Source organism: Paraliobacillus zengyii, from assembly GCF_003268595.1.
GTDB classification, from domain to species: domain Bacteria; phylum Bacillota; class Bacilli; order Bacillales; family Amphibacillaceae; genus Paraliobacillus_A; species Paraliobacillus_A zengyii.
Map to the genome: position 1 here is coordinate 2,841,130 of NZ_CP029797.1, position 13,434 is coordinate 2,854,563.

General features: G+C 38.4%; 7 protein-coding genes. 2 read left to right on the top strand and 5 right to left on the bottom strand.

The annotated features are described in order from the left end of the window. Window positions 1-4: 4 nt before the first annotated feature. The 5 genes from DM447_RS14375 to xylA all read right to left on the bottom strand — a co-directional run bounded on the left by DM447_RS14375 (window position 5) and on the right by xylA (window position 9,993). Window positions 5-1,492 (bottom strand): glycoside hydrolase family 1 protein, encoded by a 1,488-nt coding sequence (locus DM447_RS14375; protein ID WP_112181877.1) that lies wholly within the window; start codon window positions 1,490-1,492, stop codon window positions 5-7. A 413-nt stretch (window positions 1,493-1,905) separates the two neighbouring features. Then, window positions 1,906-4,230, bottom strand: a complete 2,325-nt coding sequence (locus DM447_RS14385) for a glycosyl hydrolase family 95 catalytic domain-containing protein (RefSeq protein ID WP_112181879.1) — start codon at window positions 4,228-4,230, stop codon at window positions 1,906-1,908. Between the two features lie 2 nt (window positions 4,231-4,232). Then, complete coding sequence (locus DM447_RS14390) at window positions 4,233-7,052, bottom strand: glycoside hydrolase family 3 protein (RefSeq protein ID WP_112181880.1); 2,820 nt, start codon at window positions 7,050-7,052, stop codon at window positions 4,233-4,235. 105 nt (window positions 7,053-7,157) lie between these two features. Continuing rightward, entirely contained in the window at window positions 7,158-8,654 is a 1,497-nt protein-coding gene (gene xylB, locus DM447_RS14395; protein ID WP_112181881.1) for a xylulokinase, read from the bottom strand. A 13-nt stretch (window positions 8,655-8,667) separates the two neighbouring features. Then, window positions 8,668-9,993, bottom strand: coding sequence for a xylose isomerase (xylA, locus tag DM447_RS14400; protein ID WP_112181882.1), 1,326 nt, complete (start codon window positions 9,991-9,993; stop codon window positions 8,668-8,670). 855 nt (window positions 9,994-10,848) lie between these two features. Between xylA and DM447_RS14405 the strand changes: the two genes are divergently transcribed. Then, window positions 10,849-12,033 carry an ROK family transcriptional regulator gene (locus tag DM447_RS14405; RefSeq protein WP_112181883.1) on the top strand — a complete coding sequence of 395 codons (1,185 nt, stop codon included), beginning with the start codon at window positions 10,849-10,851 and terminating at the stop codon, window positions 12,031-12,033. A gap of 76 nt (window positions 12,034-12,109) precedes the next feature. Continuing rightward, window positions 12,110-13,078, top strand: coding sequence for a nuclease-related domain-containing protein (locus DM447_RS14410; RefSeq protein ID WP_162632658.1), 969 nt, complete (start codon window positions 12,110-12,112; stop codon window positions 13,076-13,078). Window positions 13,079-13,434 lie beyond the last annotated feature (356 nt).

The following is a 13,434-nucleotide window of genomic DNA, read 5'->3' on the forward strand; positions in this document are numbered from 1 at the left end:
TTGTCTATCTATTACTATACAATTCTTTTCCATTTGTTTCAATTACTTTTTTATACCAATAGTAGCTTTTCTTCGGAATGCGTTTTAAATCTTTTTCACTTGTATCATCACGATCAATATATACAAAACCATATCGTTTCTTGTAACCATTCAACCAACTTAATAGATCCGTAAAAGACCATGCACAATAACCTAACAATTCAACACCGTCTGTGATTGCTTTTTGCACCTCAATAAGATGCGTTTGTAAATACTCAATCCGGTAATCATCTTCAATTGTTCCTTCGTCCGTTAACTGATCAATTGCACCTAAGCCATTTTCAGTAATCATCATTGGTAAATCATATCGATTTTGAAGTCTTCTTAAAGCAATCCGTATGCCAATCGGATCAATTTCCCAGCCCCATTTTGTTGTTTCTAAAAATGGATTTGCAACATTTTTAAACATCGTTGTTTCTGGACTTTGTGCTTGCTCCGTTTTTGGTTGCATTAAATAAGGATCTGTTGCTTGAAATGCCTTTTCTTCAGTATCTTGATCTTCGCTTGTTGGTGGTTGCTCTATTTCATTAGCTTTTACTGTTCCACCATGGTAATAGTTCACCCCAAGAAAATCTGGTTTCGCAGATTGCAGTAATGCTTCATCACCAGCTTCCAACGTTGGTGCGATACCTAATCGTGTTAAATGTTTAAATGTAACTTTCGGATATTTTCCGTGAACATAAACATCCATCCACCAGTGGTTCTGGAACTCTTCGCCATTTAATGCAGCTAATACATTCGATGGATCACAATCAAAACTGTACATCGGACCATATCCAAAGCTTGGGCCAATTAAACCATTTGGTACCAATTCATGAAAACTATTTATTACTTTTGCATTGGTTAAATTGATGATATGATTCGCCGCAAACATTCGTTTTACGTCGGTAACTCTTGGCGGATGTGTATCCCAACGATATCCCATTGCAGTAAAAACATTCTGTTCATTAAAGCTTACCCAGTACTTGACCTTATCCTTAAAACGTGTAAAAAGCGTTCGTGCATATTGATCAAAGTCATCGATTACTTTCCTTGATTCCCAACCGCCATATTTGTCCTGCAAAGCTTTTGGAATATCCCAATGATACAACGTTAAGACTGGTTCAATTTTATATTTACGTAACGCATCGATAAGTTGTTCATAAAATGCTAATCCTTTTTCATTTACTTCTCCGCTTCCTTCTGGAAAAATTCTGCTCCAAGCAACTGAAAAACGGTAGGATTTCATTCCCATTTCAGCCATTAGTTTGACGTCTTCTTGGAAACGATGATAGTGATCAACTGCCACGTCACCATTTGTTCCTTCAAACGTCTTCCCTGGAATTTTAGCAAATTCATCCCATACAGACGGTCCCTTACCATCTGCATCCCATCCTCCCTCAATCTGATAAGCTGCTGAAGCCGCTCCCCATAAGAAATCTTTTGGAAATGGATCAAGTTTTTCATGGTACATATCTATCCGCTCCTTTTATTATTATTTATTACTCAACTTTTACAGAGTAAAACATGCAATTAAGTCTTAGTGTAACTAGGAAGTTCTGCATTCCAAAATTGAAGTTGACATCGCGCTACTTCTGTAAGCATTATCGCGATACATATTACGAACTTGATAGAAAATGTGATGTAATTCAACTTCCTGACCCGCTCCTCAAGTGAAATTGACTCCCTTTCCGCAGGCACGGCTTCAGCTAACTCGGATAAGCAAAGTACGCTTTCCGAGTGGATCTTCAGCCCGTGCTGTTCCTGCAGGAGTCTCGCCAATTTCACTTGATGCGCTAGTTTAGTACGCAACAGAAGTGCCTAATTGGATTATAATTCCTTCTTATTCCAAAAATTAAGTTCCTATTTAGCACTGCGAAAGTTGATTTATTTATTATTTAATTGAAATACAATTTCTGTGTGTTCATTAGCATGCAAGTTCAAGCTGATATGACCTGCTTTTTCTTCAATTTTGCAGCCAGTAAACGCTGTTACTTTCGCATTTGGATATAGCGGTAGTTTTACTGCCATGTTTTGATCACTTCCACTTGCTAGGAGGTGCACTCGTAATTTACCTTCTGCTAACTCCCATTCCAAATGTGCAACTTCAAGTTGATTTGCTAAACGGATACCTTTTATTTCGCCTTGATCTATTTGACTAGGCAATGCACCTAGTAGGGAAAGCGTCTGATTATGGTAGTCAATTAGCATTTCATGTATTACCTGTGGAAAAGCACCATTACCATCGACATTAAAAACCTCTTGATTATTATAATGACTCATCATCAATGATGGATAAAAACAATCATACTTTGTTAACATCGTAAAAATATCATAGACAAGTTCTGGCATATGAAACTGTGTTGCACATAAAGCTGCGTGCATCCTACCATGCGTAGAAGTTGTATCACCTTCATCACTTTTCAACCATGCTTCTAACCGTTTATCAAATGCCACTTTACTTGCTTGCCAGAGCACCGGCTCGCTTTCCTCGGTAAACTCTCTACTTTGAAAGACTGGATATAAGTGAGAAAAATGCCGGTGATTAAAATTTTCTTCACTCTCTGCTGTTGACCATTCCTTTAACGCTCCATCAGCGTTTATTTGGTAGCCTGGCAGATTATCTAGTATTTCTTGCCATTGGTCAATTTTTGGTGAATGAATTTGTAAGACATGATAGCTAGCTATTAAATGCTGCAACACTTCTTTTGCGACTGCGATGTCTTGCGTTGCATTATCTGCACAGCCATTCTCTGCAGAATAAGACGGCGTAAAGCGGTACGTTCCATCTGAATCTTTTATTAAAAAGTCCTCATAAAATAGTGCCACTTCTTCTAAATATGGTACTGCCTCTTTTGCTAAAAATTTCTTATCACCTGTGAACAGATAATATTGATAAAACCAATGCCCAAGCCATCCAGCACCACACGTCCAAAAATGGAGCGGCCATTCCTCATTCCAATGGATATGCTTTCCGGTGTTACTAGAATGTGCGGATGACATAATTCCCCTACACCCATAGTACTTTTGTGCATTTTCTCGAAACCCTGGAAGTAACTCTTTAAGGAGTCGAAAGTAACCTGCCAATCCTTCTGATAAATTACTAGATAGTGCGGCTGCGATTGATAACTGGACGTTGGTATCAAAAGTGAAATCTCCACTCCATGCTGGATGAAATGTACCGGTCCAAATCCCTTGTAAATTTGGCGTTAGCTCCCCTGCACTTGATAGGTACATATAACGACCTGCATCATAGATTTTTTCTATTAATGCTTGAGGTAAAACGGAATTTTCCTTTGCTTCGTCCAATAAGCTTTCAATATTGCGCTGGCGTTGTGTATCAGTTGTAAGATTAAGCGCAACACGATCAAACATTTCTTGATGTATTCTAGCATGTGCTTGAAATAAATCTTGATAAGTTTTATCAAACCCTATCACACTAGTTAAACTGTCCATGTTACTATCTTTTTCATCCTGATAAGGGAAGATCTTCATGATTATGAGGAGCTTCGTTGTGTTTCGAATACGCACTTTGTCTAACTTCTGTTCACATATAGCATCTGGTGCAATCAAACGTATCACAACATCATAACCACCTGCACCATTTACATAACGGTAATGAGCTGTTATCCCTTCTTCACTTAACTGTTTCTTACTATCTAACCCTTGATTATCATAATTAGCTAAGCTTACATTGCAATCAATCATTCCCTTATTCGCTTCTAATTGATAGACAATAACATCGTCTGATCGGGATACAAATGTTTTACTTTGATAATCTGTCGTTCCTTCTGTAAAATTCACTGCGATTTCACCAGTTTGATAATTTATACTTTTATAATAGCTCTGATAATTTGTTACTGGCATATCAATATGCAAATGAAAAGCTGGGTGATATGGATCACTCATTGTTAATCCTGGATAACCAGATTGTTTTGCTTTTTGGTAGTAAAACTTTAAGGCTTCTTTGTATCCTTGTGTACGAATTAATTCTCTCACCTCTGGTAAATGTTCTGCCATTTCTGGTAGCTGGTGGCTATTACCTTGTGGCAAAAATAACCGACAATGGTTACCAATTATCGTTTCGTGCATTGGGTCACCATATACCATCACACCTTGGATACCATTTCCCGCAAGATAAGCTTCTTCCCATTTCGTAGCGGGGGCCTTATTCCAAACACCTCTTAAAGGTATTTTGTCTTTTATATTCATGATTACTCTTCTCCCTTCATTAGTTGAACAGTTAAAAGAGAAATTGGACCTTTAAAAGAAAGATAGATATCATGTTTTCCTTTACTTGTTTCGATCTTGACCTGTTGATCAAGCCATTGATATGGAAATCCTGTTTCAATTACTGCTGTAGCGACGGGGTCATTATCTAATCGATCCATATGAAAATGTATTTCTCCACTACCACCATCCGTTGTAACACGACATTGCAACAGATTAATTGCTTCGAAATTCACCTGTTTAAAACAAATCCAACCGTCTGACTGATTGGTAATACAATTTTGTTCATGTTCTCCTTTATCAATAATTACACGCTCGTAATCATCATAATTCTCTGCCATTGTTCGCTTTGTTAAAGAGCGTTCTGTCAACTGACAACCAATGACAGGAATTGGATCTGCTGTTACATAGATAGCCTCACTTGAGGATCCGACAGAAAAGATACACCTTCCTTGTTCTAAACAAAATGCTTCTTCTGCTACATCATAAACCTGTAATTGATCCGCCGTAACTGAGAAAGAAACGGTTTGTGATTCACCTGGATTTAATTTGACCTTCTCAAACGCAACTAGTTTTTTCTTTGGTCGTTTTACTTGTGAATCTACTATCGTGGCGTAGACTTGGGCAACTTCTTTTATGACACGCTCACCTTTGTTGATTAATTTAATTTGGAGCTTGATTTTTGAATTCTCTACTATTTCTGATTGATCAATTTCTAAGTTTTGATAGACTATATCTCCGTAATGGAGCCCATGTCCAAATGGATAAAGAATGTTCTCGTCTGCATACATATAAGTGCGTTTACCTTTGATAATGTCATAGTCAAAGATATCTGGCAGCATATCGGTATTTTTGTACCAAGTCATACTTAGTTTTCCAGAGGGAGACGTATCTCCAAACAGAACATTACTTATTGCTGTACCAAGCTCTTGGGAGCCGTGTGCACTATATAAAATTGCTGGAATATGATCTTGTTCCCAATTTAACGCGAATGGATAACTGCCTATCACTACAACAATAGTGTTAGGATTTGCATGATAAACTGCTTGAATCAACTGTTGTTGGTGTTCCGGTAAAGAAATACCAGGGCGATCTTCTGTCTCTCGACCATTAACCATTGGATGATTCCCAACGCAGACTATCGCAACATCACTCTGTTTTGCTTGCTCTACAGCTTGCTCAATACCTGATTGAATCACAACCTTTTCAAACATATCTGCTTTTATGCCTGATGAAATTGTCTGGTCATCTAATACCGCTAATGGTTCCTCTTGCCAAGAAGTAAGATGATATGTCGAAGCTTTTTCATCGTTCGGATAAAAACCGATTTTTTCACGGACAAACCAGTCAAATACTTCTTCTTTATTTGTTTGTAACACGTTTGCTAGTTCCGGTAATGTCAGGTATTTGTTTGTCGATACACTCTTTAGTAGGTTGGCGTTCCAACCCCAGTTTTCCTGTATGAATTGCGCACTTTCTGTAATAAATTTTGAATCTGCATGGACAATACCATCTTCTGAAATAGCTAAATACTTCTGTTTGTCTACTGCTTTTATCGCAATCCGATCATGACCACTGGTGTAAGTAACAGCTTGTCGGAAGCATCTACTCGTGATAGCCTCTAACGGTGAAACAGCATAGGCTGGATAACCAGTATACCAATCACGAAATACTTCTGTTGCTGTTGGACCAATTACCGCTATTTTTTGAAGTTTTTCTTCATCTAATGGTAGGATCTTGTTATCATTTTTCAATAAAACAAGTGCTTCTTCTGTTACTTTCAAGGCTAACCTCGAACGCTCCGGGCTGCACATTGTCTCCTTTTCTAATTTTGAATATGGATTCTTACTAGGATCAGCATCAAAATGACCGAGACGAAAACGGACTTTCAAGATTCTAGAAACAGCTTTTCTAATGTCTTTTGCGGATATCCAATCGTTGGCTAGCGCTTCTTTTGCTGCATCTTCGACGGTTTGTTTATCATCAACAAAACAATCAATCCCTTTTTTTAACGCATCAGCTAATGCTCTCGCGAGACTGTCATAATAACCATATTCCTCGACGTTTAAACTAAGTGCACCACCATCACTTACAATAAAACCGTCCATTTGCCACGTTTCTCTGACTACCTCTTCTATCTCCTTCAACTGCATTGCCGGAATACCATTTACACCGTTATAAGCAGTCATCATAGATAATGCTTTTGCTTCGACAAAGGCTGGTTCAAATGCTTTCAGATAATATTCATGTCGATTTCTAGGATCGATACTATTTGAGATACTTCCTCGTCCATATTCATTATTATTGCCATAAAAGTGTTTTGGAGCTGCAACCATTTTTAAATAAAAAGGGTCAGCACCTTGCATACCTTTTATCAATTCTGTGGATAATTGTCCTGTTAAATAGGGATCCTCACCATATGCTTCTTCTGTACGTCCCCAACGCGGATCACGTTCCATATCAATCGTCGGTGCCCATAATGTTAAACCCGTCTTATGATCTTGTTGGTAGTAAAATATCCGCGCTTCGTCCCCAATTGCTGAGCCAACTTTATGCAGTAATGCTTTATTCCATGTATTTGATAGACCGATTGGTTGCGGATAGACGGTTGTTTGCCCGCCTTTTCGATCTACTATGCCATGCGCCGCTTCTCCACCAATCGCATATGCTTCCATGCCTAAACGCGGAATTGCACTTTGCGAAGTAGATAAAAGGGTAATCATCTCTTCTAATGTTAACGCTGTCATTAAATCGTTTAAACGATCTTCTAACGGAGCAGTTGGATTGCTAAATAAGTTCCCCAATTAATCCATCCCTTTCTTTTTCAAAAATGAGCTATCTACTATGTATGTAAACAATATGATAAGAACTACTAAACAACCTAGTCCTTATCATATCTTTGTGGTTTATTAACGAAATGCCATTAAGCCTTGATTTATTGTTTTCGTTTGCTTGTAAATGTCTTGATATAGCTCAAATAACTGCTGATAGCTCGCTACATTTTCATGAATTGGTTGGTACGTTTCTGCTTCTTCTAAAAAGTGATCTGCACAATCTTTTAGCGAATCGAACCAACCTGAGCCGAACGCCGCTAACATAGCCGCTCCCATACCTGGTCCTTGCTCACTCTTCAATTTGATTACCTTAGCATTAAAGATATCTGCTTGCATTTGTAACCATACTTTGTTTTTTGCACCGCCACCAATTGCATAAATCGTATCAATCTGCTTACCGTTCTCACGAAATATTTTAATCGACTCGTGTAACGAAAACGTAATACCTTCCAAGACCGCCCTAGCAAAATCTTTTAACTGATGCGAGCTGTCCATCCCGATATAACTGCCACGAATTGTTGCATCCGCGTGCGGTGTCCGTTCTCCAACGATATAAGGTGAGAAAAGCAAACCGTTAGCGCCAACTGGGACTGTACCAACATCTTTTAAGAGTGCATCAAAGTCTTCATTCGGTGCAAAAGTGTCTTTAAACCAAGATAGACTATGACCAGCAGCTAACGTGACGCCCATCGCATAATAAGTATTCTTTTCACCGTGATTGAAATAGTGCACTTTTCCTTGATAATCTTTTTCACCAGTTGGTTCGTAAGATAGCACCACACCAGAGGTACCAATACTTGCGAACGTTTTCCCCTCAGACAGAATGCCAGATCCGATTGCGCCACATGCATTATCTGCTCCACCTGCAAAAACATTCGTTTCTGGATTAAGTCCTGTTTCTTCAGCAATTTCCGTTGCAATCGTGCCAACGTTTGTTTCTGCATCAACTAGTGGTGGACAAAGGGAGAACGGAATCGCTAGTGTTTCACAGATTTCCTCACTCCACTTCTTCGCACCAACATCTAGTAAACTAGTACCTGCTGCATCAGAATAGTCCATTGCAATTTGACCCGTTAAGCGGAAACGAAGGTAATCCTTCGGCAATACAAATTTCGTTGCTTTTGCAAACAGTTCTGGTTCATTTTCTTTGACCCATAAAATCTTTGGTAGCGTGAATCCTTCTAGTGCTAAATTTTTGGTAATGGAAATAAACCGGTCTTTCCCGACTTTTTCATATATTTCCTGACATTGTTTCGTTGTCCGTGTATCATTCCATAAAATCGCATTGCGCAACACGTTATGCTGTTTATCTAAAAGAATAAGTCCATGCATTTGACCTGAAAAGCTCATACCTTGGATATCCTTGGTATCGCCAGCATAATTCGTTGTTAACTCTTTCAATGCTGCTTTTGTTTGGATGATCCACTGCTCTGGATCTTGTTCGCTGTAACCAGCTTTTTCTTGAATTAATGGGTATGACTTCGTTACTTCATCTGTTACATTTCCATCTTGATCTACTAATAAAACCTTTACTGCACTTGTGCCTAAATCTACACCAATTACATATTTCATCTGTTCACCTCGTTTATTTCTCTGCCATCACTTGTAATAAATACTGATTAATTGTCGCTTTAATTAGCTCTAAACGTCCAGATTTATGCTTGATTTCACCTAAGTCTAAAGCATGTGCCTCCAACTTTTTGAAATCAGTCTTTCCACTTACGATATCAAGACCTATTCCTTCGTTATATGTGCTATAACGATTTGATAGAATGTCTTCAAACACATTATCTTCAATCATTTTGCTAGCCACTTTATAACCTACTGCAAAACTATCCATTCCCGCTACATGTGCATAAAATAAATCTTCCGGTTCAAATGATCCTCTTCGCACTTTCGCATCGAAGTTTAAACCGCCTTTACCTAGTCCACCATTTTTAATTATTTCATACATTGCTAGTGTAGTAGAATATAAGTCAGTTGGGAATTCATCTGTATCCCATCCAAGTAATGGATCACCTTGGTTTGCATCGACAGAACCTAAGATGCCATTTATACGTGCATAACGTAATTCATGTTCAAATGTGTGTCCAGCCAATGTTGCGTGATTTGCTTCTATATTAAGTTTAAAGTGTTTTTCTAAACCATAGTTTAACAAAAATGCATGTGCTGATTGGCTATCATAATCATATTGATGTGTAGTTGGTTCTTTAGGTTTTGGTTCAATTAGAAATTGACCATCAAAATCAAGTTCCTTCGCATAGTCAACTGCCATATGAAAGAAGCGTCCTAAATTATCTTGTTCCAATTTAAGATCTGTATTTAGTAATGTTTCGTATCCTTCACGGCCACCCCAAAAGACATAGTTCTCAGCCCCAAGTTCTTTTGCTACTTCCAATCCCTTTTTCACTTTAGCTGCAGCATATGCATACACATTCGCATCACTTGATGAAGCTGCGCCATGCACAAAACGTGGATGTGTAAAGTTATTAGCGGTGTTCCAAAGTAACTTCACACCGCTATCCTTCATATAACCTTTCATCATTGAAACAATCGTGTCTACATTTTTATTCGATTCTCTTAATGTATCACCCTCTGGTGCGATATCAACATCATGAAAACAGAAATATTTCACTCCTAATTTATCAAAAAACTCAAACGCGGCTTCCACGCGGGCTTTTGCTTGATCCATTCCTGTGAATTTATCCCATGGACGAATGGCAGTTCCTGCTCCAAACGGATCCGATAAATCTTGTGTAAAGGTATGCCAATACGCAACACCAAAGCGTAAATATTCTTCCATTGTTTGCCCATTAACTACTTCATTTGGATTATAAAATTTAAATGCGAGCGGATCCTTCGATTGAGCACCTTCATATTTAATCTTGTTAACGCTTTCAAATACTGTCATAAAGAAAACCTACCTCTCTTGAAACGTTTTTTTATCTTACTATGGGCTTAGTATAGCAAGCTTAACTAAGTTTGTCTAGTGAATAAACAAAGTTTGTAGTATTATTTTTTATGTTATGATACATTAGTAATAACATAAAAAATAATTGCTAATCCTTGACTGATTTATAAAAGATTCTTTTATTATGAAACATCTATAAATGCAGGTGAAACGGACCCGTTGCTCAAGTGAAATGGACTCCCTTTCCGCAGGCACGGCTTCAGCTAACTCGGATAAGCAAAGGTCGCTTTCCGAGTGGATCTTCAGCCCGTGGGACTGCGATTACTCGCCCCATCGAAAACATTTGCTGTTCCTGCAGGAGTGTCACCCATTTAACTTGATACGCTAGGTTTTTCTTATAGAAGCCAACTGTGCAAAACAAATTATTTTATTAACAGAACAGGGTTGTCAAAAATAGCGATAGAGAACTTTTTTTATCTCTTGCATGTAATTTCAAGTTACGAAAGAATGCGTCTATGCTAGCTCTGGAAATATACGTAGACTCCTGTGGGAACAGCACGGGCTGAAGATCCACTTAGTAAAGCGTTTTTTGGGTCTGCGGTTACTCGACCCACCAAAACATCTGCTTTACTAAGTTAGCTGAAGTCGTGCCCACGGAAAGCGAAGTGTATTTCCAGAGCGGTAGGTTATCTCGCAATTTCTATAACATTCGTAAGGTAAAACGTAATAATACTTACAAAAGGAGCACGAAGTCCATCTTTAGATTGTAAGACCTTTTAATAATATCAAGACTTATTTGTCAATTTCACGCTGCGAAAGTTGAATATTATAAATACAAAGAGGATGTGAACAACGATGAATCAAACATGGAACCAGCATGTTGTCAAAAAGGAAAATAAGACACTTGTGCTTGAAACAATTAAAACGAATACACCCATTTCACGTGCTCGTGTCGCCCAACTTACTGGATTAAACAAAGGAACAGTATCCTCTCTTGTAAGTGAACTAATCGATGGAAATATTATTGAGGAGTCAGGACCAGGAGAATCCAGCGGCGGTAGACGACCTGTTATGCTTTTATTTAATCATCTTGCAGGCTATTCGATCGCAATTGATCTAGGTGTAAATTACATATTAGGCTTGTTAACTGATTTGAATGGAAATATCATTTGCGAACAGCGTGTTCATTTTCAAGATAAGACATTTGAACATGTCATGCAGCGTTTATTTGAAATAATAGAAGATCTTCAACAGGCTGCACCAGAAAGTCACTATGGTGTGGTCGGCATCGGCATCGGTGTTCCTGGCGTTGTAAGTAATGATGGTGAATTGCTACTAGCTCCAAACCTCGGATGGAAAAGAATTCATTTGTTAAACGTACTAGAGGAACGTTTTCATTTACCAATTGTGATAGAAAATGAAGCAAATGCTGGTGCATATGGTGAAAAGGTGTTTGGGGTAGGTCAAGATTTTAGTAATATGGTTTATTGTAGTATTGGAACTGGTATTGGTGTCGGGCTGATTTTAGAAGAAAAACTCTATAAAGGATTTAATGGTTTCTCTGGAGAACTTGGACATATGACGATCGAAAAAGATGGCATTCCTTGTCGTTGTGGGAACAAAGGTTGTTGGGAGCGTTATGCATCTGAAAGTGCCTTACTTGAAAAAGCTCTTAAGTTAGGATTAATTGAAAAAAATGACGTCACACCAATTCAAACGCTCGTTGCGCTAGCTGATAATGGTTTAGTTGAAGCAATTGATTTATTTACAGAGATTGGGGAATATATAGGTGTTGGATTAACAAACAGCATTAATATCTTTAATCCTCAAGCAGTAATTATCGGTAACCAAATGGCTGTAACCGAAAAATGGATTCGTCCTGCGCTTGAAAGGTATATCAAGAATCATGCGATTGGTTTTCATCAAGAAGACTTAAAAATTAAATTCTCAAGTCTTACCTCTCATTCAACTGCTTATGGCATGGCAGCTTTTACGATTGAGGCATTTTCTATTCGCTTTAATAATACTATTTCAAATTGATTGATGTCTCTAGTATTTGCTAGAGACTTTTTTTATTGTATAATAACTTTAATTTAATAGAAAAGAGGTATCTATTTTGATCATTCGTCCCCCTGTAAAGAACCCCTTACTTAAGCAACTAGAAGTACTCCTCCCTCGGCTCGACCGTTCCAATCCTAATTATGAAAAGCTCGATAATCTCCTTGGCAGAGAGACTGCTGGCTATTTTGGTGAAACATCATTAGACTATTACTTTAATTTAACGAATATAAAGGAAACATTACTTTTATATGGATTACGATTACCAGCTGAAGCTAATGCATTCCAGATTGATGCACTACTCTTAACACGTTCCATTTGTTTTATCATTGAAGCGAAGAATATGAAAGGGACGATTACCTTTAATCAAAACGACCAGATGATTCGGACCCTCGATCAAATTTCAGAGACATTCCGTAATCCAGAAATTCAAGCAGATGTGCAGAAAAGGCAACTGAGGGAATTTTTGGCGAAGTCTGGATTTCCTGCAATTCCAATTCACCCAATCGTGACATTTACCCATCCGCGGGTTATTCTTCAATCCGACCAGAAATATGATGATATCCTCACTAACGAACGACTACCCAATCGAATTAATGCTGTTAAAAGCGCGCATGCAAAAGTAGTTTATCAAAAAAGACAACTCGATAAACTAGCACACTTCCTAAATAAAAAGCATCAAGCTAACCATTATTCTGTAGTCGAAAGATATCAGATACCAGACCAAAGAATTCGTAAAGGCGTATGGTGTCAAAGTTGCCAATCTAATGGATTAAGAAATATAATGCACCGCATAAAACGCTACTGGTACTGCCCAATTTGCCACGAAAAAAATAATACAGCCCATATCCAAGCACTACGCGAATATGCGCAACTATTTGGAACTTCTATTACAAATAAACAAGCACGGCAATTCCTTGGCCTAGAATCTGAATCTGCAACTAAGCGTATCCTAGCAAACTTAGAATTAAGTAGTACAGGAAAAACAAAAGGACGCGTTTACTATTTAGATAGACTACTCGAGTAATAGTGCTTCCGTTGGATTACTGCTTAGCTCCGCCGAATTAATACACACTTCCGCTGAATTAACGCGCACTTCCGTCGGATTAACGCTCGCTCCGCTGAATTAACAGGCACTTCCGTCGAATTACTGCTCACTCCGCCGAATTAACAGGTACTTCCGTCGAATTACTGCTCGCTCCGCCGAATTAATAGGCACTTCCGCCTAATTAACGCGCACTTCCGCCGGATTACCACTCAACTCCGCCGAATTAACACCCTCTTCCATCAGATTAAATTACTGCACATTGCCCCAAAGCCTTCCACCAGTAAAAAATTCCATCAAAATAGGGTTCCGCCTAAGCGGAACCCTTTATTATTAAG